At 44.0% G+C, this 24173-nt stretch carries 26 protein-coding genes; 20 read left to right on the top strand and 6 right to left on the bottom strand.

Annotated elements, in window-relative coordinates:
• Positions 1-36: 36 nt before the first annotated feature.
• A complete protein-coding gene (locus V6M43_RS13590; protein ID WP_332736117.1) occupies positions 37-600 on the top strand; it encodes a DUF4256 domain-containing protein in 564 nt (187 codons plus the stop codon).
• 3 nt (positions 601-603) lie between these two features.
• Here V6M43_RS13590 and V6M43_RS13585 read toward each other — a convergent pair whose 3' ends face one another.
• Positions 604-1341 carry an oxygenase MpaB family protein gene (locus V6M43_RS13585; protein WP_332736115.1) on the bottom strand — a complete coding sequence of 246 codons (738 nt, stop codon included), beginning with the start codon at positions 1339-1341 and terminating at the stop codon, positions 604-606.
• A gap of 161 nt (positions 1342-1502) precedes the next feature.
• Here V6M43_RS13585 and V6M43_RS13580 point away from each other — a divergent pair, with 161 nt between their 5' ends.
• From V6M43_RS13580 to V6M43_RS13545, 8 genes are all read left to right on the top strand, one after another.
• Positions 1503-1790: a hypothetical protein gene (locus tag V6M43_RS13580; RefSeq protein WP_332736113.1), complete on the top strand. Its 288-nt coding sequence runs from the start codon at positions 1503-1505 to the stop codon at positions 1788-1790.
• 141 nt (positions 1791-1931) lie between these two features.
• Positions 1932-2372: a hypothetical protein gene (locus tag V6M43_RS13575; protein ID WP_332736111.1), complete on the top strand. Its 441-nt coding sequence runs from the start codon at positions 1932-1934 to the stop codon at positions 2370-2372.
• Between the two features lie 6 nt (positions 2373-2378).
• The gene (locus V6M43_RS13570) at positions 2379-2981 is read left to right on the top strand and encodes a methyltransferase family protein (RefSeq protein WP_332736109.1); all 603 of its coding nucleotides are present in this window, start codon (positions 2379-2381) and stop codon (positions 2979-2981) included.
• A 9-nt stretch (positions 2982-2990) separates the two neighbouring features.
• Positions 2991-3779, top strand: coding sequence for a class I SAM-dependent methyltransferase (locus V6M43_RS13565; protein ID WP_332736107.1), 789 nt, complete (start codon positions 2991-2993; stop codon positions 3777-3779).
• Between the two features lie 14 nt (positions 3780-3793).
• On the top strand, positions 3794-4471 hold the full coding sequence (locus V6M43_RS13560) for a hypothetical protein (protein ID WP_332736105.1): 678 nt from the start codon (positions 3794-3796) through the stop codon (positions 4469-4471).
• Positions 4472-4591: 120 nt separating this feature from the next.
• Positions 4592-5062 carry a hypothetical protein gene (locus tag V6M43_RS13555; protein ID WP_332736103.1) on the top strand — a complete coding sequence of 157 codons (471 nt, stop codon included), beginning with the start codon at positions 4592-4594 and terminating at the stop codon, positions 5060-5062.
• Between the two features lie 17 nt (positions 5063-5079).
• Positions 5080-5553, top strand: coding sequence for a hypothetical protein (locus V6M43_RS13550; protein ID WP_332736101.1), 474 nt, complete (start codon positions 5080-5082; stop codon positions 5551-5553).
• 48 nt (positions 5554-5601) lie between these two features.
• On the top strand, positions 5602-5874 hold the full coding sequence (locus V6M43_RS13545) for a DUF4242 domain-containing protein (RefSeq protein WP_039130483.1): 273 nt from the start codon (positions 5602-5604) through the stop codon (positions 5872-5874).
• A gap of 5 nt (positions 5875-5879) precedes the next feature.
• Here the strand turns inward: V6M43_RS13545 and V6M43_RS13540 are convergent, their stop codons facing one another.
• The gene (locus V6M43_RS13540; protein WP_332736099.1) at positions 5880-6623 is read right to left on the bottom strand and encodes a ParA family protein; all 744 of its coding nucleotides are present in this window, start codon (positions 6621-6623) and stop codon (positions 5880-5882) included.
• A gap of 14 nt (positions 6624-6637) precedes the next feature.
• On the bottom strand, positions 6638-8674 hold the full coding sequence (uvrB, locus tag V6M43_RS13535) for an excinuclease ABC subunit UvrB (RefSeq protein ID WP_332736097.1): 2037 nt from the start codon (positions 8672-8674) through the stop codon (positions 6638-6640).
• A 71-nt stretch (positions 8675-8745) separates the two neighbouring features.
• On the opposite strand from uvrB, the gene V6M43_RS13530 reads away from it, so the two are divergent.
• Positions 8746-9087: a DUF3817 domain-containing protein gene (locus V6M43_RS13530; protein ID WP_332736095.1), complete on the top strand. Its 342-nt coding sequence runs from the start codon at positions 8746-8748 to the stop codon at positions 9085-9087.
• 6 nt (positions 9088-9093) lie between these two features.
• Here the strand turns inward: V6M43_RS13530 and V6M43_RS13525 are convergent, their stop codons facing one another.
• Entirely contained in the window at positions 9094-9552 is a 459-nt protein-coding gene (locus tag V6M43_RS13525) for a methylglyoxal synthase (RefSeq protein ID WP_039130493.1), read from the bottom strand.
• Between the two features lie 102 nt (positions 9553-9654).
• Here V6M43_RS13525 and V6M43_RS13520 point away from each other — a divergent pair, with 102 nt between their 5' ends.
• The 4 genes from V6M43_RS13520 (at position 9655) to V6M43_RS13505 (ending at position 17088) form a co-directional block, all read left to right on the top strand.
• Positions 9655-10284 carry a T9SS type A sorting domain-containing protein gene (locus tag V6M43_RS13520; RefSeq protein ID WP_332736092.1) on the top strand — a complete coding sequence of 210 codons (630 nt, stop codon included), beginning with the start codon at positions 9655-9657 and terminating at the stop codon, positions 10282-10284.
• A 479-nt stretch (positions 10285-10763) separates the two neighbouring features.
• A complete protein-coding gene (locus V6M43_RS13515) occupies positions 10764-11975 on the top strand; it encodes an ROK family protein (RefSeq protein ID WP_332736090.1) in 1212 nt (403 codons plus the stop codon).
• Positions 11976-12021: 46 nt separating this feature from the next.
• Entirely contained in the window at positions 12022-15147 is a 3126-nt protein-coding gene (locus tag V6M43_RS13510) for a SusC/RagA family TonB-linked outer membrane protein (protein WP_332736088.1), read from the top strand.
• Positions 15148-15177: 30 nt separating this feature from the next.
• Complete coding sequence (locus tag V6M43_RS13505) at positions 15178-17088, top strand: SusD/RagB family nutrient-binding outer membrane lipoprotein (protein ID WP_332736086.1); 1911 nt, start codon at positions 15178-15180, stop codon at positions 17086-17088.
• A 42-nt stretch (positions 17089-17130) separates the two neighbouring features.
• Here the strand turns inward: V6M43_RS13505 and V6M43_RS13500 are convergent, their stop codons facing one another.
• Complete coding sequence (locus V6M43_RS13500; protein ID WP_332736084.1) at positions 17131-17424, bottom strand: hypothetical protein; 294 nt, start codon at positions 17422-17424, stop codon at positions 17131-17133.
• Between the two features lie 121 nt (positions 17425-17545).
• Here V6M43_RS13500 and V6M43_RS13495 point away from each other — a divergent pair, with 121 nt between their 5' ends.
• Genes V6M43_RS13495 through V6M43_RS13480 form a run of 4 tightly spaced genes read left to right on the top strand, consistent with a single transcriptional unit; the run spans position 17546 to position 20377 of the window.
• Positions 17546-17986: a thioredoxin family protein gene (locus tag V6M43_RS13495; protein ID WP_332736082.1), complete on the top strand. Its 441-nt coding sequence runs from the start codon at positions 17546-17548 to the stop codon at positions 17984-17986.
• Positions 17973-18929: an FAD:protein FMN transferase gene (locus V6M43_RS13490; RefSeq protein WP_332736080.1), complete on the top strand. Its 957-nt coding sequence runs from the start codon at positions 17973-17975 to the stop codon at positions 18927-18929. Before V6M43_RS13495 ends, V6M43_RS13490 begins: the two co-directional genes overlap by 14 nt.
• On the top strand, positions 18926-19147 hold the full coding sequence (locus V6M43_RS13485; RefSeq protein ID WP_332736078.1) for a DUF4266 domain-containing protein: 222 nt from the start codon (positions 18926-18928) through the stop codon (positions 19145-19147). Before V6M43_RS13490 ends, V6M43_RS13485 begins: the two co-directional genes overlap by 4 nt.
• Before the next feature lie 33 nt (positions 19148-19180).
• Complete coding sequence (locus V6M43_RS13480; RefSeq protein WP_332736076.1) at positions 19181-20377, top strand: DUF3570 domain-containing protein; 1197 nt, start codon at positions 19181-19183, stop codon at positions 20375-20377.
• Positions 20378-20419: 42 nt separating this feature from the next.
• Here V6M43_RS13480 and mqnC read toward each other — a convergent pair whose 3' ends face one another.
• On the bottom strand, positions 20420-21544 hold the full coding sequence (gene mqnC, locus V6M43_RS13475) for a cyclic dehypoxanthinyl futalosine synthase (protein ID WP_332736075.1): 1125 nt from the start codon (positions 21542-21544) through the stop codon (positions 20420-20422).
• Positions 21545-21619: 75 nt separating this feature from the next.
• On the opposite strand from mqnC, the gene V6M43_RS13470 reads away from it, so the two are divergent.
• Positions 21620-22834 carry an aspartyl protease family protein gene (locus V6M43_RS13470; protein ID WP_332736073.1) on the top strand — a complete coding sequence of 405 codons (1215 nt, stop codon included), beginning with the start codon at positions 21620-21622 and terminating at the stop codon, positions 22832-22834.
• A 53-nt stretch (positions 22835-22887) separates the two neighbouring features.
• On the top strand, positions 22888-24126 hold the full coding sequence (locus V6M43_RS13465; RefSeq protein ID WP_332736072.1) for a M16 family metallopeptidase: 1239 nt from the start codon (positions 22888-22890) through the stop codon (positions 24124-24126).
• Positions 24127-24173 lie beyond the last annotated feature (47 nt).

Below are 24173 nucleotides of genomic sequence, written 5' to 3'. Positions count from 1 at the left end.
AAAACGTTAGTATCTTTCTTTTTTAATTTTTGCAGCATGGGAAAAAGTAAAAAATTATCCGCAAAGGAAATGGACGATCTGCTAAAATTATTGAAATCTCGTTTTCAGAAAAATATGAATCGGCACGCAGGGCTTGATTGGAATAAAGTGCAGGCTAAGTTTGAGGCTCATCCCGATAAACTCTGGTCACTCAATGAAATGGAGAAAACGGGTGGTGAGCCTGATGTTGTTGGAGAGGATAAGAAGACGGGCGAGTTTATATTTTATGATTGTTCCTCCGAAACGCCGAAGGACAGGAGAAGTCTTTGTTATGATGATGAGGCGCTGGCGGCAAGAAAGGAGAACAAGCCGGAAGGCAGCGCAATGGATATGGCCGAATCAATGGGAATTGAAATTTTAACCGAGGAAGAATACCGTGCTTTGCAGAAGCTGGGAACTTTTGATGCCAAGACATCGAGCTGGATAAAAACGCCTGCGGCAATCAGGAAATTAGGCGGCGCTCTCTTTTGTGATTATCGCTATGCTACTGTATTTGTATACCATAACGGCGCTTCTTCTTATTATGCAGCAAGAGGGTTCCGCGGGTGTTTAAAAGTTTAGGCTCTAAATTTTGGGAGCCATATCCAGTTCATTGATCTGGCTTCTGTAGGCGGAAGGATATAAGAAAGATTTTAGGAAGCTATCAAGTTTAACCCGCCTGCTGATTTTGTACAAGGGAATAAGGGGTGTGAGAAGGGATAGATTACTGGTATTTAATAATTCTCTAACTCTTTCCGGAACAACTAATTTCTGTGATTCAATAAGGAGAAAATATCGTAAGGGACCGAGCTGCTTTTTGTATTGCCTGAACAGATCGGTTGTGAATTTGCTCATTTGAAGGTCATCTCTGAGTCCGGCATTTCTTAGTGGCAGCCATTCGATATAAGTTGCCGGTAAATCTTTCAATCCCATTCTGGTACCAAAGCGAAAGAATACGTTGAACACTTCCTCTTTCTCTTCCTCAGTCAGTTTTTTCTCCAGCAATTCATAAGATGTTATAGAGTAATGCATAAGCATGTAGAGGACATCCCTGTAAGCCCAGTCGGGAATAGAAAAGCCGCGTTCCTTTTCAATAGCCGCATGTATATGCGTGAGAGAATCGATGGTTTTGTGAGCATCATCCATGGGTGCAAAAACAATCTTTCTTGCGTAACTGACGGTGGAGAAAAGCCTGCCTAGCGGATCGGATGGAAGTTTGCCGGTGAAGTAAAGCCAATCCACGGCTTTGTTAAGGGCAAATTCAGCTGATGCTCCAGCAAAGATAAAAAGCACAGTATCGCTCTTACCCCAGATCTTTCTCACTACAGAATTTTTATCAACGAAGAATTGCATATGCTCACCATTGATTCCTGCCATTCAGATAAGAGGCAGAAAATAATTTATACAGATACTTTGAAATACAAAGTTAGTTAATTTACTTTGTATTTCAAAGTGCTTTTGTTAAGATCATTTAAATATTAATTATGCAAACCCAATCAATTATTGGATCCATTATTAGCTGGCTATTTGCACTGGTGGTGATTGCCCTGGGTGTACTGAACATGTTCTGGGGGAACGACTTTTACTTCGGTGTTTTTCTACTGGCGCTTTCCTTGGTCTTTATGCCACCGGTGACATCCCTGATTCAGCAGAGAACAGGATTTCGGATCCCTCTTCTGTTAAAAGTTGCTGTAGGAGCTTTTATAATATGGGCTGCTTTTGGGGTGGGGGAGTTATTTGACAAGATCGATCTTATGAAGAACGATCTCTGAGGATGACATTTTTCCGGATGCCAGAAACCGTTAGCTTTGGGAAGCTAAAAACTACTTATGAAGAGAATCTTCCCGGTTAAGTGTCTGACACATGTTAAGAGGATGTTCGAACAAGTCCCGAACATGTGTCAGACACCTATTATGGTTGCGATCATTTTCGCTTCCTGTAGCAATGAAACGGAAAGTAATAAACCGGAAGCAACCGCCAAACCTTTAGCAGGAACCTGGAAACTTCTGACAGGTACACTTATCGAGAAGGGCGATACGGTGGTTACGGATTATACCAAAGATGTTTCGTTTATCAAGATCATTAATGATAGCCATTTTGCTTTTCTCCAGCATGACCTGAAGCAGGGTAAGGATTCCAGCGCAGTTTTTGTTGCAGGTGGTGGAACCTATACACTAAAGGGAAATAGTTATGCTGAGCATCTCGAGTATTGCACTGCCAGGAATTGGGAGGGGAATGATTTCCATTTCAAGATCGAGCTTAAGAATGATACGCTGATACAAAGTGGCGTTGAAAAAATCGAAAGTGAAGGAATAGACAGAATGAATATTGAGAAGTATATAAGAGTTCAGTAATCAGCTATGGATCAGCTTATCTCCATATTCCTTCCTGTTTATTTTCTCGTATATTTCTCTGTTGCATTTGTATTGAAGAGCTGGATCGTTGCAAAGAGAATAGGCAAAAATCCCTTCGTAATTCCCAGGGATGAAAGCGCATATGGATTAATAGGATTTTATTTCAAGGTAACCCTGGTCGGTATGTTTCTCTATACCATCTTGTATGCCATCTTCCACACTAAAGATGAATTCTATTTACCGATCAGGCAGCTTGAAATAGTGGCAATACGGTATACAGGGATCGGCATATTATTTTTTGCCTTGGCCTGGACCATCATTGCGCAGGCACAGATGAAAGACTCCTGGCGGATTGGCATCGACCATGATACCGCCTCGGAGTTGGTGACAACGGGATTATTTTCCATTTCCCGCAATCCAATCTTTTTCGGAATGACCTTGAGTTTGCTGGGACTTTTCCTTGTAACACCAAATGCATTGACCCTGGGTTTTCTTTTAATGGGTCATGTGCTTATGCAGATCCAGATCAGGCTGGAAGAAGAATTTCTCACTAAAGAACATGGGCAATCGTACTCAGACTATACAAAAAAAGTAAGGCGTATGATTTAATGAAAAGCTATGGAGGAAATAGAAGTAAATAAATATTGGGAAGAGAATGCGGGTACCTGGACAAAACTCACTCGGTTGGGATATGATCTGTACCGCGACCATCTCAATACACCTGCTTTTTTTGACATACTTCCCCCTGTTGGCGGATTGAAAGGCATTGATATAGGTTGTGGGGAAGGGCATAATACGCGCTTACTGGCAGCCAAGGGAGCCAGACTTACAGCAATTGATGTTTCGGAAACATTTATAAATGAAGCGATCAAAGAAGAAGAGCGGAACCCCTTTGGAATTGAGTATAAGGTTGCCAGCGCTACCTGCTTACCTTTTGATGACAGGCAGTTTGATTTTGCGACCTCCTTTATGTGCCTGATGGATGTACCAGATGCCTCATTAGCAATCCGCGAGGCTTTCAGGGTGTTGCGACCGGGAGGTTTTTTTCAATTCTCGATATCTCATCCCTGTTTCAATACTTCCTATCGGAAGAATCTGAGAGATGCTGGTGGAAATACATATGCCATTGAAATTGGATCCTATTTTAAAAATGGTTCCCCTGTAATTGAAGAATGGATATTTGGTGCAAGTCCGGCCGATTTAAAAGCGCAATTACCCAAATTCAAAATCCCGACATTCAGCCGCACACTTTCACAATGGGTGATGGCACTACTTGACGCCGGCTTTATCATTGAATACATGCAGGAACCGTTTCCAGGCGACGAAGTAGTTGAAGCTCACCCTTACCTGCAGGACAGCCAGGTGGTTGCTTATTTTTTGCATATCCGTTGTCGAAAGCCTCATTAGTTTATTTTTAGGCTGTGATAAATGCCGCCGGTAGTTCAAAAGCAGATCATTTTATTGATCATCTCTCACCATATTTTCTGCAAGCGGGATATGTGTTGAAAAAATCTACGAAACAGTTTGTCAAGCCCTTCGATAAGGGTAATATAATTGTTAGTATACTATTTCAGCAAACCCCGGATGGATTAGAAGCATCCCTGATGTGGGGAATTGCATTTTCTGCGTTAGAAAAGCAGTTTGTAACACTCAAAAACTTTAAGAATAAGGTTGATACCGGGTATAGTGTGGGCATTGGCCTGAATTATCTTCCAGCTGTCAGAGACAGTGGGAAAGTGTTCCTTTTTATATTGCCTGATAGTGAAACGGGTGATTCAAATGAATCGCAGATAAGAAAAATGGCTGAGGAGATGATTGAAGCCTTCAAAGCATATGGTATTCCATTTCTTGAAAAATACAAGGACATGGAAGAAGTGGAAGCTGAACTAAACAACCTGCCAGTGGCTTATAGTCCCCTCACCAATTGGGATGATAAGCATATATTCTTCGGCCTGTTGCTTGCACGATATTATTCGCCGGAAGATTATTCACTCATTGAGCATTCTTATATTGAATATATCAACACCCTTAAGGCTGAAGAAAGAAGCGAACGAAAAGCATTTTTGATTAAGGTGAGGCGTTTCCTGGCTGAGCTCTGATCACCTTAGAAACCTTTATATAGAGAGTTTTTTGGCTAATCCTTGTGTTCCAAAATGGGCCTATTTGCTTAAATTAGAAAAAAGGCCGGCTTGCAAAATTTACGATCATATTTGATATGGATGGTTTGGATATTTCTAATGCCGTTAACCTCCTGCGGGCAATCAGGTACAGGCAATAATAATTCAAATATTGGTCAATATGTTGGCAGCACCCCATGCGACTCATTGATTAAGTCGATGATAGGGATTTCTGCATCAGTTCCCTGTGAGTTCATGAAATGGAAACTGGAAATCCTGGAAAACGGGCAGGGTAGTTTTTATCTGCGTATAAAGTATGGAATGACAGAACCCAATACCAATGGATTTCAATATGGGGGAACAGAAAAGAAGATCACTGGAAAATTCAGTATTGAAAAAGGTAAGGCCTCTGATGCGGGTTCGAGGATATATTATTTCAGATCACCTGAACTTGCTGCCCCGCTGGTGCTGGTAGAACTCAATAAGGACGTTCTTCATTTTGCTGATAAAAGCAATACACTACTTATTGGTAATGGTGGTTGGGGATATGTTTTGAACAGGCAACTTCAATAAACTTATTTAGTGGCATCATGAAGACATTCATATTTTTCATTTGGACAATTCTGGGCAATGCATTTATGCATCCAGCAATAGCACAGGGGGATACTGGCAATTTTAAAGTATTGATTGGTGTTTTTGATGGCAGAACGCCTTGCAAGTATTTCGCAAATTTATTGCAGGAGAAAGTGTCTACGGATTGTATAAAGATCAAGTGGCGGTTGAAACTTTATTCGGAACCATCTGCAACAAATGGTGGTAGTTATGAACTGGTGGGATTTGCAAGGCAGCGTAATGATCCTCGTAAAGGTAAATGGCGAATAGTAAAAGGATCTGCCACCAATCCGGGGGCCATCATTTATGCGCTCGAATCAGGCAGGGAGCCTACCATATATCTCCAAAAGCTTGATGATAATATTTTTTACTTCCTCGATAAAGACAGGAATATGCTTATAGGAAATGAAGATTTCAGTTATACGCTGAACCGCATGAATAAGTCGGATTAAAGAAATAAAACATGCGAATAATTGATTAAATTAGGCAAAATAAACCCCATGCCTAAATATGTAATTGAAAGGGAAATACCCGGTGCCGGTAAACTTTCCCCGGAACAATTGAAATCAATTTCCCAAACATCCTGCGGAGTATTAAGTAACCTCGGTCCACAGATCCAGTGGGTGCATAGTTATGTTACCACTGATAAGATCTATTGCATTTACAATGCACCTAATGAAGAGATGGTGAGGGAGCATGCAAAACAGGGAGGATTTCCTGCAAATTCTGTGAGCCAGGTTTTCTCCATTATTGACCCAACCACAGCTGAGTAATGTCCTCAGGCAACAACGCCTTCTTTCAATTCTTCCCAAAGGTCTGAATAACATTTGGCTGCATAGGAGGAAGGGGAGAAGGCGTGTAATGGTGCCTGGTAGCTGCCCATTTTTTCAACATCTGAGAGATAGGGAATATAGTTGCTGAAGAATTTTTTGTCGCGCACAAGTTCTTCCATGATCTCGTTATGCATATTCTTTCGAATGTCTACCATGGTAAAGCAGCACATCAGCTTGCTTTCATCGAGTGATTTTTCCTTGAAATATTCTTTTACTAATTCATAGGTCCGCACAGACAAAGTTGTTGGGATAGTTGGCATCAGGATTATCTCGGCAGCGTGGAAAATGTTCTCGGATAATACGGAAAATCCTGGAGGACAATCAATGAATACAAAATCGTATTCCTTTTCGAGTTGCGAGAGTATGCTTTTAAATCGGCGTTTTGAGCTGCGCATTTCTTCCATGATAATTTCGAGATTACGGGCTGTGAGGTCGGCCGGAATGATCTCAATATTTTCATAGTCGGTCGTCATGATCAGGTCTCCCAGGTCGAGCTGTTCATTAAACAGTTTCTGTGTGCCGCTTTTTACTTTCGGTTGTACATTGTAGTAAAAGGAGGTAGAGCCTTGCGGGTCGAGGTCCCATAGCAAAACCTTATAGCCATCTTGTGCTGCGAGATAAGATAAGTTAACGCAGGTTGCGGTCTTACCCACACCGCCTTTCAGGTTGTAGAGTGCAATGGAGATCATATTTGAAATATATATTATTTCCTCATTTCTTCCAACTCCTTCTGCATCCGGAACATTTCATCACGAAGCCTTGCCGCCTCCATGAAATCAAGATCGCGTGCTGCTTTTTCCATGGTCTTCTTCGTTTTGGCAATAGCTTTTTCCCACTGTGGAATGGTTTTATACTGCTCCTGCTCTTCCGCAACAGCCACCAACTCACCATCAGGCGCAAGCGCATAAGGATTCTTCACATCGTACCCCTTGATATCAAGCACTGAGGTCTGCGCCATAACCTGTTCAATTGATTTGATCACAGTTCGTGGGGTGATGCCATGTTCCAGGTTATAGCTCACCTGTTTTTCCCGACGACGGGTCGTTTCATCGATTGTCTTCTGCATGCTTTCCGTCATGGTATCGGCATAAAAGATGACTAGTCCATCTACGTTACGCGCAGCGCGACCTGCCGTTTGCGTTAGGGATCTTTCGTTTCGCAGGAAGCCTTCTTTATCGGCGTCGAGGATAGCAACGAGTGAAACTTCCGGAAGATCAAGGCCTTCCCTTAAGAGGTTAACACCCACCAGCACATCGATCTCTCCGAGCCTTAACTGGCGAAGGATCTCAACACGGTCAAGGGTATCCACTTCGCTGTGGATATATTTTGATTTTATATTAAGGCGATGAAGGTATTTATCCATTTCTTCTGCCATCCGCTTGGTGAGGGTTGTCACCAGTACACGGTCACCTTTTTTGATACGGAGATCGATTTCATTGAGCAGATCATCGATCTGGTTGATGCTTGGGCGGATCTCGATGGGCGGATCCAGCAAACCGGTTGGTCGTACTACCTGCTCCACTACAACGCCACCTGTCTTTTCGAGTTCATAATCACCGGGAGTAGCCGAAACATAGATTGTCTGGTTGAGCAGTGATTCGAACTCGTGAAAATTCAGCGGCCTGTTGTCAAGTGCTGATGGCAGGCGGAATCCGAATTCAACCAGGTTGAGCTTACGGCTTCTGTCTCCTCCATACATTCCACTCACCTGGGGAATGGTCTGGTGGCTTTCATCTATCACGCAGAGGAAGTCTTTGGGGAAATAGTCAAGCAGGCAGAAAGGTCTTGTTCCCGGGTGGCGCCGGTCGAAGAATCTTGAATAGTTCTCCACGCCATTGCAATATCCCAGTTCCCGGATCATTTCCAGGTCATAATTAACGCGCTCGCTTATACGCTGCGCTTCTATGAATTTACCCTGCGATTTAAAATAGTCCACCTGTGCTGTCATTTCATCCTGGATCTCGTAAAGCACCTGCTGCATCTGGTCTTTTGGTGCCAGGTATAGATTGGCGGGGAAGATGGCAGCGTTCTCGAGTCTGCCAATTCGTTTGCCTGTCTGTATCTCAAAGCTCTCGATGGTTTCAATATCATCGCCAAAGAATGCGATGCGGTACCCAATATCGAGGTAGGGTAAATTGATATCAATTGTATCCCCTTTAACCCTAAATGTACCCCTTGTAAAATCCGTCAGCGTTCGGGTGTAGAGTGAATTGACAAGGCTATGAAGAAAACCCTGGCGGGAAATCGTTTGTCCCTCATGAATGCGGACGATACCGTTCTCAAATTCGGTTGGGTTTCCCATACCATATATACAACTCACTGATGCCACAACGATGATATCACGGCGGCCGCTGAGCAATTGTGAAGTAGCCTGCAGGCGAAGTTTATCCAGTTCTTCGTTAATAGCAAGATCCTTTTCAATATAAGTATCAGACACCGGCATATAGGCTTCGGGCTGGTAGTAGTCGTAGTAAGAAACAAAGTATCCGACGGCATTATCGGGGAAGAATTGTTTGAACTCACCATATAGCTGGGCAACAAGGGTTTTGTTATGCGTGAGCACGAGCGTGGGACGCTGAACATTTTGGATGACATTGGCGATGGTATAGGTCTTACCACTGCCGGTGACGCCAAGAAGGGTTTGGTGTTCTTCCCCTTCAATTAGTCCCTCAGTAAGTTTTCGGATAGCATCGGGCTGGTCGCCCGCAGGTTCATATGGTGCGTGGAGGCGGAAAGGCATTTTACAAAGATAGGGGAGGGAGAAGGGAATCGGAATTGGGCTGCCTATCTTTGCGCTCACAAATTTTACCGATGGCTAAAAGCAGTACACTGGAAATGTTCAGGAAGGTGGGCATTGCGGAGGGGATCTCCTTTTTATTATTGTTGGGCATTGCCATGCCAATGAAATACATGATGGGCATTCCCAAAGCCGTGACCTATACTGGCTGGATCCATGGGGTGTTGTTTGTTTGGTATTGCTACCTGGCCTTCATGTCGGGACAGGAAAACAAGTGGTCCTTCAAGATCAGCTTCCTGAGTTTCCTGGCGGCGCTGCTTCCATTTGGTCCCTTTGTATTTGATAAGGTGTTTTTGCGCAAGACTAAAAGTGGCGAAATTAAAACAGAAGACGGGATCAGAATGACAGAGGAATAATGGGGATCATTTTTCAATCTGGCGTGTGAGGTAACCGGAATAATCTGGAATCACAGCTTCATAATCAGTTTGCATCAGGGGCGAGCTGAGGACAAAATCAGCGGTGGCGGGGTCACATGCTACTACGCAGTTCCAGGCTATGGCTACCCGAAGCAGTGCTTTTACATCACTGTCGTGGGGTTGGGCCTCCATAGGATCCCAGAAAAATATAAGGATATCGATATCTCCCGCGGCGATCATCGCGCCGATCTGCTGATCGCCACCCAGCGGCCCGCTTAGTAATTTCTTTACCGGGCGATCGAGGCTGTCTTCCAGCAATCTGCCGGTTGTACCAGTTGCCATCAGTTCATGCCGGGCCAGTATGACCTTATTGAATTCCGCCCAATCCATCATTTCCTTTTTCTTTTTGTCATGAGCCACCATGGCGATCCTCTTGCGGCTTGTGAACTTCCTGTTTTGCATCATTGAGCAGCTAATTATGGGTTTGCGATAAAGATCTTGTTAAAAAGGCATTCGGCACAATAATTGTTCACATTTTTTCCACATCTTCACAGGCCAGAACAGAATATGCGATTACTAACCCATTTTCTCCTGGTGGCTTTGCTATGCCCTGGTGGCTGGCTGGCTGCCCAAACCAGTATTGGTACGCCATCACCGGCGTTGCTTTCAGCGGCGGCGGGACAATTGGTGGTGCGACTGGATGAGCCTATTGCTGCGGGTTCGGGGAAAGTTCAATTACAATGGACCATTAATCATCCTGATAAAGGCGGTTTTTATAGCATCGAGAGGATGTCTCCCACTATGAACAAATTTGAAGTTTTGGCGGTGTTGAAGAGTGAGACGGGCTATGGACGTTTTATTGATGAGCAGCCGCATCGGGGTCGAAATACCTACCGGATAAAGTGGTTGATGGAGTCTGGTTTGCATCAGTATTCAAAAGCTGTGACGGCAATGTTTGCAGGAGATATGACCTGCAGGTTTTACCCAAACCCTGTTGATAATATGCTGATAGTGCGTTCAGAGCAGCCGCTTGATCTCCTGATAACGGATGCGGGAGGTAAGGTAAGGATCAATACACAATTACAGGCTGGGTTACAAACAGTGGACATGTCCAATATTGAAAAGGGCATGTATATTATTACCCTTACACAAAAAGAAAGTGGACGGGTGATGACAGAAAAGCTGGTAAAAAATTAAGTGTATAGCGTGGTTTTACGCAATTTTCAAAAAAACTTGCGTATATAAGTGAAAACCTCTATTATTGTATTGGTTTTTCATAGGATATTGGATTTTAAAAACGGGGTTGAATTTCTATTCTGACCCCTTTTTTTATGCCCATAACCCAAGCTGGTTAAAGGTTTGAGCTATCCTGCCACTACTCTTTTTTATCTCCATACTCAGTTATCTGCAAATATCCTGGCTTGAAAGAGCAATTGTATACTTAAAGACATTCCAGCTTTTTTCACGCATTTTATCCCCCTTAATTAAGGGTCTCCCATTTAACAAAATCCGGATCCTCTATCGTAAATATACCAGACTTCCCTCATTGTTTCAACATTATTGCCCTACTTCTTATCTATAACTTGAAAAGTTCATGAAATTTTAACATTATTTCGCCAACTAATTAAAATATTTAAAAAGTTTGTGTAACATTGATGTAGAATTCAAACGATTGCATGGCCAGTAAAACCGATCATTACAAGAAAAAGATCCTCAAGGAGCTTTGTTTTGGCAGCGTATTGTCGGGAACGGAAATCAGTACCCGAATTGAAAGGAGTTTGCCCTTGACGTTGAGGATATTGACAGAGCTGGTAGAAGAGGGCATTGTAGAAGAGAAAGGATATGCACCTTCAACCGGCGGACGCAGGCCGCTTATGTATTCGCTGGTGGCGGGTAAGATGTATGTAGTTTCCGTTGCCATGGACCAATTGATCACGAAGATTGGTTTGGTTGATTTACAGAATGCACAGATAGTTAAGGCTGATAAATTTCCGATAGACCTGAAGCAGAACGCCGATTCCCTTGCAGAACTCACCCGCTATATAAAATCCTATTGCGACGCATCCGGAATATCCTATGATAAAATAATTGGTGTAGGAATTGGTATGCCTGGTTTTGTTGATGTAAGAAAGGGCATTAATTATTCCTATCTCGATAATAATGGAAAGAGTATTGTTAGTCATTTAGAAGAGGAATTAGGTTTACCGGTATTCATCGACAATGATTCAAGTTTGATTGCCCTTGCAGAATTTAAGTTGGGGGCAGCACGCGGAAAGAATAATGCGATGGTCATTAATACTAACTGGGGGGTGGGATTAGGCATGATCATCAATGGTGAATTATTCCGTGGATATAATGGCTTTGCGGGTGAATTCAGCCATATGCCTTTGTTTAATAATAATAAGCTCTGCAGTTGCGGAAAAAGTGGATGCCTCGAAACAGAGGCCTCCTTACTTGAGGTTATAGAAAAAATGAAACTGGGACTGAAGAATGGCAGGGTGTCCATCCTGAAGAAAATTCCGGATGATTATGAAGAGGCATGCAGTGTCATCATTGGCGCGGCAGTAAAAGGTGACCAGTTTGCTGTAGAACTATTATCAGAGATAGCGTATAATATAGGAAGAGGGATTGCCATCTTAATTCACATACTTAATCCGGAGTTGATAGTATTAAGTGGAAGGGGTGCATCGGCAGGGCATCTCTGGCTGGCACCGGTTCAGCAGGCAGTGAACCGCTATTGTATTCCAAGGCTTGCAGCATATACAACAATTACAGTATCCAATTTCAATACCGAGGCAGAGCTTATTGGCGCTGCCGCATTAGTAGTTGAGAATTTTGAGAAAGACCCGACTGAAAACATACTGGCCGATCATGTAATGAACCAGTAATAAAAATGCGACCACTTACTAATTATAAAATCAAAATGATCTGCAAATGAAAAGAACGACTCAACGGTTGTTGCTGTTCCTGATGTTGAGTTTTTGCGCGGCCGTAACAATGGCGCAGCAAAAAACTGTCAGCGGGACAGTCCGAGACAACCAGGGAGCCCCTGTAGCAGGCGCTTCCATTCTTGAAAAGGGAACCTCAAATGGTACCTCAACCGATGATAATGGTAATTTCACGATCGCCATATCGAGGGCTAATGCTGTTCTGTTGATCAGCTCCGTAAATTTCAGTAACAAGGAAATTGCTATCGGGGCTGAAAGTGTTTATAACGTTGTGCTGGAAGCCGGTAGTGGCAACCTGAACGAGGTTGTAGTAACAGCACTTGGTATTAAGCGTCAGAAAAAATCTCTTGGTTATGCGGTGCAGGAGATCAAGGGATCTACGCTTGCAGATACCAAGGAAACAAACCTTGCCAATGCTTTATCCGGTAAGGTAGCCGGTTTGCAGGTTGTGCGTTCAAGCAATGGTGCCGGTGGATCTTCCAAGATCGTTCTTAGAGGTAATACTTCTCTTACCGGAACAAACCAGCCATTGATCGTTGTTGATGGTATTCCCATTGACAACTTTACTGGTACTACTGAGAATGGATACTGGAGCGCTGGTTATGATCGTGGTAATGGTCTGGGTGATATCAGTGCAGATGATATTGAAAGCATGTCTGTTTTGAAAGGACCATCAGCCGCGGCGCTTTATGGTTCACGCGCTGGTAATGGTGTTATTCTTATTACAACCAAGTCTGGTAAGAAACAGAATGGTCTGGGAATTATGTTCTCTACCACTCAGGGTATTGAAAGCATATTCATTCGACCAGAAATGCAGGACACTTATGGACAGGGTCTGGATGGCATTTTTGATCCTACAAGCACACTGAGCTGGGGACCTAAAGCAGAAGGACAGACAGTTACAAAATGGGATGGCTCACAGGCACCTCTCACCATTGGTCATGATAACGTTGATAATTTCCTTAGAAACGGAACAACGCAGAATTATAACCTTTCTTTCCAGCAGCAATTTGGTTCTACTTCAGTTTATTCCTCTATCAGCCGTTGGGATGATAAGAGTATCATTCCAAATAATAAACTCGAAAGAACCAATCTTACCACACGTGCTGTAAGCAGGTTTGGAAAAGATAATCGCTGGACTACAGATATGAAGATTGCCTACAACAATACCACTGGTATAAACAGGCCGATCAATGGTCGTGATGTGAGCAATATCTTTACGCTCTACACACTTCCTCGCAGCCTGGATATCCGTGATTTCAGTGCAGCAAAAGATGAGTTTGGTAAGATGATCTGGTACCCTGGCGCACCAGGATGGCAGAATAACCCATACTGGAACTCAGCGTATAATCTGAACCAGGATGCACGTGACCGATTCCTCCTCAACGGGTCTGTAAAATATGCATTCACTGACTGGCTGGATATGGAAGTTAAGGGTGGTGCAGATATTTATACTACAAGTACTCAATCAAAAGTGTATGCAGGTAGTAACAGGGCAAACGCTTATTCAGAAGGCAAACAGACCTTTAAAGAAACTAACTACAGCTTCCTTGTTAATGCAAGAAAGGATGATGTGTTTGGTAAGTTTGGTGGCGTTGTAACGCTGGGTGGTAACCTGATGGACAGACAATCAAATTCCATCAACGTAAACGTGGGATCACTTGCGGTACCTGATGTGTTCTCACTTGGAAATGGCAGTAGTGCTCCCGGTGTGGGACAAAGTGTTTATCATAAAAAGATCAACTCATTGTATGGTTCTGTTGGTGTGAATTATGATGGTTATCTATACCTGGATGCGACATTCCGGAATGACTGGTCTTCTGCTATGATCAAGGCAAACCGTTCATATTTCTACCCATCATTCAGTCTTTCCTATGTGCTTACCGACATGATGGAAAAGATGGGATCAAATATTCCAAGCTGGTTGAGCTATGTTAAGCTTCGCGGATCTTATGCGGAAGTGGGTAATGACCTTGAGCCATATAGCCTGTACAACGGATATGTAATCGGGCAGAGTCCTCTCTCCCATACTACTGCATGGAGAAACGGAACACTCAGGGATCCTAATGTAGTGAGTGAATTGATCAAATCACTGGAATTCGGTGCTGAAGCAAGGTTCTTTAACAACCGCCTGGGTTTGGATTTCTCCTGGTATAAGTCGAATGCCACCAACCAGTTGATCGCGATCCCAATGGATCCATTGAGTGGTTATAATAATATGATGGTGAATGCCGGTGATATCCAGAATAAGGGTATTGAATTAATGGCCGACTTCAGGATCCTTACCAATAGCAAGTCGCTCATGTGGACCATCATGGCCAACTATTCCAAGAATGAAAACAAGATCATTGATATTGCAGGAGATAAAGGGGTGAACACCTATACACTCGGGGCATTTGATGATCTGTTTATCAGGGCAGAAGCAGGTGGATTATATGGTGATATTTATGGTACCCGTTTGCTGAGGGTAAAAGATGAGGCCAGTCCATTTTTTGGACAGCCGATCTTAACTGCTGCTGGTCTTCCACAGCGTGATCCTCAGATCGTTAAATTGGGTAACCAGCAGGCGAAAGGGCTGTTGGGCGTTACAAACACGTTCAGCTACAAGAATTTTGGATTCAGCTTCCTGATTGATGCTCGTATTGGTGGTGAGATATTTTCTGCTTCCAATGTTAGTCTCCAGTCAAGTGGTGTTGCAGCAGTTACTGCTCCCGGCGGACAAAGAGAAGATTTTGTTGCTGATGGTGTGATCCTCGATGCTAACGGTGCACCTTCAAAAAACTCTGTGAGTGTTTCACAGCAACTTTATTGGAGAACGCTTGCAACACTGAACAATTTAGGTGTTGGAGAGGCGTATCTTTATGATGCTACCAATGTGCGCCTTAGAAACGTACAGTTGAGTTATAGTCTGCCCAAGAGTTTGCTGGGTAAGTCGCCTTTGCAATCTGCAAAAATCCAGGCTTCCTGCAACAACGTGTGGATGATCACGAGTCATTTGAATGGTATCGATCCGGAATCTGTTTTTGCTACCGGAACCAATGCTGTTGGTTTTGAAAGCGGAGCATTCCCAACGATGCGCTCATTCCTGTTCACTTTAGCACTCGGGTTTTAATATTTGACAATAATTATTCAAAAAATTGATATGAAAAGAATTATTAAATATACCGGAGGCCTCCTGCTTGGTGCTACCCTTTTCAGCGGGTGCAGCAAGTTTGAAGAGGTCAATACGGATCCGCAACTGGTTACGGAAGACCAGGTACAGGTGGAATACTTTATCAACAACTCCCTTATTGGGGCCCAGCAGGATCCGCATATTGCTGAACGAATTTTCGTGTTATACTGGAAAACAGCCGGAAGGCAGCAATTTGGTGGTGGAATTTCGTCTGGTGGTTACAATGATGGCTGGTCCAGTGATTACTATGGTGGAGGATATCTTGGTGGTTGGTTGAATGCCATCAACTCAGGTGTACAGGTTGCGGAAAAGCAAATCGCAGATGGTAATATTAAACCATACTCGAACAACCTTTTACAGATTTCCAGAATATGGAGAGCTTACCTGATGAGTGAACTTACCGATAACTTCGGTCCTATTCCCATCAATGCCTTCCAGGGTGTAAACCCTGAATTCTCAGATGTGAAAACAGTTTATTATTTCATGCTGGAAGAATTGAAGGATGCCTCTGCAAAGCTTGACCTGGAAGCTGCCAAGCCCGAAACCAAATTTGATCAGGCTTACGGCTTTGATTATGCGAAATGGCAAAAGTATGCTAACTCCATGCGCCTTCGTCTTGCTATGCGCCTTTCAGAAGCTGATCCGGCGAAAGCAAAAGCAGAGTTTGAAGCAGCAGCAGCTTTACCATTGCTTACAGCTGATGGAGAAACTTTCCAGGTTGCAGAAATGCCGAATAGCTGGAACTCACTTACAGGTGTTATGACAAGGGAGTGGAATTCTTTTATGCTTTCCGCTACTATGAATAATCTTGTGAAAGGCTTAGGTGGTGTAAAAACTGCAGACCAGGTTCCGGCAGCTATGCATGCTAATATTAAACCTGCTGATTATGTAGGTTTAAAATTCCAGGATCATTTCACGATGATGACCAATGATCCTACCGCAGGATATTGGCTGGATGGTTTACCTAACGCTATTGATCCACGTGCATATAAAGCCTATATCATTCCGGGTGATTTCAATAACCCAGAATTCAACGGCTATCCTTCCTGGGATAATACAGCTGAAACAACTGTTCGTAACCTGGTTGATGCAGCTGGTGCAGTTGTGAAGACACTGGATGCTAAATATACCTGGAATGCTCCTGTTAATGGTGACTGGGGTGTGAAAGGTTCCAAGAACCAGGTAAGGGCATATACTGGTACTATTCCACGCCATGCCAATAAGTTCAGAAACAGCACTAACAAGCGCATCTTCTTTGCTCCATGGGAAACCTATTTCCTGCTGGCTGAAGCGGCTGTAAGAAACTGGACAGTTCCAATGAGCGGCCAGGAAGCTTATGAAGCCGGTATAGATGCAAGTTTTGCCTATTGGGGTGTATCCAGTTTTGCTTCCACTTATAAAGCATCTACTGATTACAACAATGCTGGTACTTCTGTAAGCTGGGCACATACTGTTGAGCCCCCTGCTACCCATACCATGAAATTTACAGATGGATATACAAATACGCCTGGTACAGTTGAGATCAAGTATCCTGTAAACAATCTGTATAAGAATGGTACTGTGAGGAATGACCTGCTGACAAAGATCATAACACAGAAGTTCATTGCCCAGACGCCATGGTTGCCGTTGGAAACATGGAGTGATCACCGTCGTTTAGGATTGCCATTCTTTGAGAACCCGGCAATAGAGAATCCGTTGGTGAATATGCCTGATCTTACGGCTGCTAATTATATGACATCCAACAAGCGTTTCTTCCCGCAACGTCTTAAGTATCCTTCCAGCCTTCCGGCAAGCAATGCTGCCGGCTACGCACAGGCAGTAGGATTCCTGGGCGGACCCGACGAAGTGCTCACACCATTGTGGTGGGCTAAACAACCTTAATAAAAAAGAAACCCGGCGATTTGCCGGGTTTTTTTATTTGTATTATTTCGCCACAGTTACCATCCCCGACTGTGGCTTTTTCCTGCCCAGTCGTTGTGCGATGTAACCCAGTGTGAAAGTCGGGATGAAATCAGTGAAAGGAAGGATCTCTTCTGCAAAGGAGAAAAATCCACCAAGTGCACCTCTCCATCCCCCAAAGAGTTTATAATAGATCAGTCCGGATATGGGCGCCCATACCAGGTCACCAAACTCGCCCAGGAAGGGCATCGCGTAGGTGAAATATCCAACTGCATCCAGCAGCAGGCATAGCGCCAGCGAAGGTTGGGTAAGTTTCATTGTTGGCATCGTGTTAAATATGCGGGATTTTAAATTTTATTGGCCGCTCCGGATATAGACGTGATAATTATCACATCGGTTGTACCTATAATTCCTCCAATTTTATACCAAATTGTATCCGATGAGACTGATCATGTTATTAGCTGTAATGGTAGGCCTTTATTCCTTTACAGATTGGGGTAATGATATGCAGAAGGCGCAGGTGAAGGCGAAGCAGGAAAATAAACTGATCCTGCTGAATTTTTCCGGCTCAGACTGGTGTGCTCCCTGCATCCGTTTGAAGAAACAGGTTTTTGCGGATGAAACGTTTAAAAAATTTGCAGATGAAAAGCTGGTCCTTGTGAATGCAGATTTTCCAAGGGGAAAGAAGTTCCAGTTGCCAAAGGACCGGCAGGAGCATAATAATAAACTTGCCGAGAAGTACAATCCTGAAGGTGACTTTCCACTTACCTTGTTATTGTCTGCGGATGGCAAGGTCCTGAAAAAATGGGAGGGACTTCCTGAAGGTGATGCGGCATCTTTTGTTGCACAATTAAATCAGGCTTGCCTTGCAGCTAACTGATACTTTCCAGGCAATTGACAGGAACCTCTACAGGCGTTCCCTGAAACTCATGGGGAACAGGTTTGATATTAGTGTTGAAGCCGGAAATATGGCTGACGCGGAAGAGATGATAGAACTGGCTGTTTCAGAGATACGTCGGATTGAACAGCTACTAACAACTTTCAATGAGAAAAGTCTGACCAACCAGATAAATGAAATGGCGGGCATAGCACCGGTAAAAGTAAATGAAGAATTTTTTCAACTGGTGAAAAGAGCTCAACGAATTTCCGCTCTTACGCAGGGAGCATTTGATTTAAGCTATGGATCAATCGACAAACGTTTATGGAATTTTGATACCAGCCTTAAGGAGCTTCCAGATCGGGATACTGCAAAAGAAATGGTGCGCCTGATAAATTACCATAACATAATCCTGGATGAAGTTGGGGGAACAATATTTCTTAAAGAAAAAGGTATGCGTATAGGCTTCGGCGGTATTGGGAAAGGTTATGCTGCTGACAGGGCTAAGCAGGTGCTAACCGGGGCTGGTGTGAAAAATGGTATCGTTAATGCATCCGGTGATCTCACTACCTGGGGAAACCAACCAAATGGAAATCCATGGACCATTGGTATCGCAGATCCTGACAGTGCCGGTAAGCCATTCTCCTATATTAACATCACGGACATGTCGGTAGCAACTTCAGGCAACTATGAAAAGTTTATAACTATTGGGGGTAAACGCTATTCTCATACCATAGATCCCCGAACAGGATATCCGGTAACCGGAATAAAAAGTGTTACCATAATCAGTCCGATTGCCGAGCTGGCGGATGCAATGGCCACTCCCGTGATGGTGATGGGTATCAAGGTTGGACTTGATCTTATTAACCAGATGAATCAGATGGCTTGTATCATCATTGATGAGCAGCAAAAAGTATACACCTCAAAGAACATAACTGTTATATGAAACCGAAAATCATTTTTACACTTTCCATGGCTATTATCCTTTCATTGTTCACGAGTTGTTCAGCAGTAAAGGAATACCAGAAGAGCAGGCTTAATGACGCTGAAATGATACTGGCAAATCGTAAGATCGAGCGAACGGAACTCAGCTTCCAGTCTTACCGTGAAGGTGCATCCGGAGCCAATGCCGGCAAGTCGGGTGGTGGCTGTGGCTGTAATTAATTATTCCTGGTATCAAGTTCAAGCAAAACATTTATGAAGAAAATCTGTCTTACCGTTATTGGATTATATCTTGGTTTGCTGGCTGCATTTTCGCAACAGGGTCCTGCAAATGATTCATCGTACCGTTCCCGCAAACTAAAAATTGATGAAATCAATCTGGTATCCAGTTATTACCACCAGGATGGTGAAAGGGATGCGGTAACCGGCGGCATTGGTTCACAGAAGCTTACTGATATCTCCAATACCTTAGATATAAAACTAATCCGCTACGACAGAAAAGATCGTAAGCAGGTGTGGACAGGCGAAGTTGGAATTGATAACTATACTTCGGCATCATCCGATAAGATAGATCCAAAAACGATATCCTCTGCCTCATATGCCGACAACAGGGTATATCCATCTTTTTCATTCAGCAGGGAGAATGAAAAGAAGGGTACAGAATTTGGCGTGGGTGTTTCTGCTTCCTCGGAATATGATTATTTCTCAATTGGTGTGAATGCACATGTGACAAAGAAGACCAGGAACAGAATGGGTGAATTCAATGCTAAAGGTCAGGCCTATATGGACCGCGTCAGCCTGATCTATCCCGTTGAGTTAAGGGGAAGCGAGGATCCCAATGCCCAAAAGGGAGGTTCGGCTGCCCGTAATAGTTATAGTGTTGCATTGTCGTGGTCGCAGATCGTGAACCAGCGCCTGCAACTGGCTTTTCTTCTTGATCTGGTTCAACAGGATGGCTTTCTCTCCCTGCCATTCAACCGCGTGTATACAGAAGATGGGGCTGTGCATGTAGAGCATTTGCCGTCGAGTCGATTTAAGGTGCCGATAGGTGCAAGGGCTAATTACTTTTTCGGTGATAAATTTATTATTCGAAGCTATTACCGGTATTATTTTGATGACTGGGGACTTAAGGCACATACGGCCAATATTGAAACGGCTATCAAGCTCAACAACTTCTTTTCTTTGAGTCCGTTTTACCGTTATTACCGTCAGACGGAGGTGGATTATTACAAGCCTTACCGGGAGCATAAAGTGGGATCGGAGTTCTTCACCAGTAACCCTGACCTGTCTGCATTCAATAGTCATTTCTATGGTGCCGGGATAAGGCTTTCACCTCCGGGGGGCTTATTCGGTTGGCAGCACTTCAATATGCTGGAGCTGAGATATGGCCATTATACCAGAAGCAATACGTTGCAGGCGAATATAGTTTCGTTACATCTGCGATACAGGTAGCAGACAGGTAAGAGGTAAGATGTAACAGGTAAGAGGTGAGATTTAGTAGTTAATGATTTGTTCTTCGATCATTTCGGGGAGTTCCCTGAATTCATATTGCTGGTTACGGAGCTGAGGTTCAAATCCGGCTTCGCGGATAGCTTCCTGAATGCTCTTATAGGTGAAGCGGTGGGGCGCCCCTGCTGCACTTACTACATTCTCCTCGATCATGATGCTTCCGAAATCATTGGCACCTGCGTGTAAGCATAACTGTGCCACATCTTTACCAACAGTAAGCCAGCTTGCCTGGATATTTTTCACATTTGGAAGCATGATGCGACTGATCGCTATCATCCGGATATATTCTTCTGCAGTGGTAAGATTCTGCACTCCACGGATACGTGCAAGTAGTGTGTCAACATCCTGGAAGGTCCATGGTATGAAGGCCACGAAACCTTTTACGTGCGCAGGTTTGCGTGATTGCACCTCGCGGAGTTTAACCAGGTGTTCCATCCGTTCTTCAATTGTTTCCACATGTCCGAACATCATGGTGGCTGAAGTAGTGAGATCGATCTTATGTGCTTCATGCATGATATCAAGCCATTCCTGCGCGCCACATTTTCCTTTGCTGATAAGCCTGCGAACCCTATCAATAAGGATTTCCGCACCCGGGCCAGGGAGTGAGTCCATCCCAGCTTCTTTCAAAGCAGTAAGCACTTCAGCATGCGATTTTTTAGAGATCTTGGCTATATGCGCCACCTCGGGTGGTCCCAGCGTGTGAAGTTTCAGGTCGGGGAAAAGTTCTTTCAACTGGCGGAAGAGGTTCACATAATAATCGAGTCCAAGGTCAGGGTGGTGTCCTCCCTGCAGCAACAACTGTTCGCCCCCATACCGGAAGGTTTCTGCGATCTTGGTTTTATAGGTCTCGATATCAGTAATATAAGCTTCAGGATGCCCGGGAACCCTGTAGAAATTGCAGAATTTACAATTGGCGATACAAACATTGGTGGTGTTCATATTGCGGTCAATGATCCACGTCACCTTACCATGGGGCACTTGTATTTTTCTAAGTTCATCCCCAACGTGCATCAGATCTGTCAATGGAGCATGGTGAAAGAGGTGAACCCCTTCTTCAACAGAAAGAAATTCAAAATTGAGTGCTTTACGGTAGAGCTCGGACAATTCCATGGTGCTTGTGTGATTGAGGCACAAATTTATGACCAGTGGCGCACAAAACGTGGTTTAAGATTGTAAATTCATATAGTGCGTTATTTACTTGCCATATTTTGCCACCTGATCTTAATCTGTACCGGAGGCCAGCCAGCGGCTGCGCAGGAGTATTTTTCACAGCCACCATCCAGATTAATTACCAGCTTTCCTTTCCGTCAGTATAGCGGGGGGGTTGTAATGCTGCGTGCAAAGCTTGACAATTATCCCGACTCGTTGAATTTTATCCTTGACACCGGCAGTGGGGGCATTTCCCTTGATTCCACCACTGTGCAGGAGTTGAAGATCCCGACAGTGGCCAGCGACCGCACGATCAGGGGAATAGCCGGATTAAAAACTGTCCGTTTTGCCAACAACCATACGCTGTATTTTCCCGGGTTGCAGGTAGACAGCCTTAATTTTCATATTAATGATTATGATATCCTTACAAGCGTATATGGAGAACGGATCGATGGAATTATTGGATATAGTTTCCTCTCCAGATATATTGTAAAAGTTGACTATGACACCACTCGCTTGTTTATTTATACCAAGGGATATATGAAATATCCGAAAGGCGGTCACCTGATAAAACCAACGCTGGCTACTATACCGGTGGTGACCAATCGCCTGAAGGAGGAAAGGGATGTTACTTCAAGGTTTTTTTTTGATACAGGAGCGGGGCTCTGCCTGCTTTTCACGGAAGACTTTGTGAATGACAGCAGTCTTTTCAGCAAGAAAAAGAGGGTGCTGAACACACAGGCGGAAGGGCTCGGGGGTAAGACCACGATGAAATTAACAACCCTCAAGGAGTTCAGGATCGGACCTTACAGGTTTAGAAAAATCCCCACTTTTATCTTCGAAGACGAGTTCAATGTCACCTCCTATCCCTACCTCGGAGGTTTGATCGGTAATGACCTGTTGCGTAGGTTTAATGTGATCCTCAATTATGAAAGACGGGATATCTACCTGATGCCCAACAAGCATTTCCGCGAGCCCTTTGATTACGCGTATACCGGACTGGGCTTCTATTATATTGATGGACAGGTGACAGTGACAGATATTATGAAAGGATCTCCTGCTGAGGCAGCAGGTTTTATGGAAGGGGATATCATTATTGCCATTGAGAATAATATGTCGAGGAATATCCAGGTATATCGTAATATGTTACAGCAGCCGGGTGTTCGCCTTAAATTCCTGGTGGTTCGCAAGAAGGATGGCGATCTTGAAGAACTCTTTATGCGGGTTGGTAATATTTTGAAGAAGAAGTGAGCCAGTTCCCCTGTAAATTTGCAGTCGCGCTTCAAACAGCGCATCATTAGAATATGATCCAGTTTTCAAGATTTGTATTGCCTAACGGATTAAAGGTATTGGTGCATGAAGACCCATCTACTCCAATGGCAGTACTGAACGTTTTATATGATGTTGGTTCAAGGGATGAGGATCCTTCCAAAACCGGTTTTGCGCATCTATTCGAACACCTGATGTTTGGCGGCAGTATTAATGTTGCCGAGTATGATGATGAGTTGCAGAAGGCAGGTGGCGAGAACAATGCATATACCACCAATGATCTCACCAATTATTATTGCCAGTTGCCGGCAGCAAATATTGAAACTGCTTTCTGGCTGGAGAGTGATCGCATGCTTAGCCTGGCCTTCAGTAAGAAGAGCCTGGATGTGCAACGCAAGGTAGTGTGTGAAGAGTTCAAGGAGCACTATATAAATAAGCCTTATGGTGATGTGTGGTTCAAGATGCGCGAGATGGCCTATGAACAGCATCCGTATAAATGGATGACGATCGGGAAAGAATTAAAACATATAGAGCAGGCAAGTCTGGATGATGTGAAAAAGTTTTTCTTCAAGCACTATACCCCTGCTAACGCGATACTTGTTGTTGCGGGTAATATTGTAACCGAGCAGATTTATGAGCTGGCGGTGAAATGGTTTGGGGATATACCCGCCGGCCAGCGTTATCTGCGCAATGTTCCGGTTGAGCCCGAGCAGCGCGAGGCGCGTCGAATGGATATAACAGCAGAAGTGCCTGTGGATGCATTTTTAAAGACCTGGCATATGCCTTCAAGAATGGATCCAAGGTATTACCCGGTAGACCTGATCACGGATATTCTGGGAAGCGGGGCATCATCACGATTGTACCAGTCGCTTGTTAAAGAGCAGCAGCTTTTCACTAATGTAGACTGTTATCATTTCGGGTCATCGGATGCGGGATTGCTTTGCATTGATGGCAAGCTTGTAAAAGGGGTAGCACCCGAGAAAGCAGAGGCGGCCGTGATGGAACAACTGCAGAAACTGCAGCAGGAGGGAGTTACGGTTGCTGAACTGGAGAAGGTCAAGAACAAGACAGAAAGTACGATGGCGTTCGAAGATATGACGGTAATGAACCGGGCCGCGAGCCTTGCCTATTATGAATTATTGGGAGATGCCAACCTGATGAACACAGAGTTAGAGCAATACTTTTCGGTAACAGCCGATGACATCCTTCAGGAGAGCAGAAAAATATTTGAAGAAACAAACAGCCATACACTGTATTACAGGGCGAAAGGATGATGTGGAGGGATGGAGGGATGGAGAGAGAATTCAGAAGTTTAAAACAA

Origin of the sequence: Flavihumibacter sp. (assembly GCF_036676075.1) — a bacterium.
Lineage (GTDB): Bacteria > Bacteroidota > Bacteroidia > Chitinophagales > Chitinophagaceae > Flavihumibacter.
This window is presented reverse-complemented; position numbering and strand designations above follow the sequence as displayed.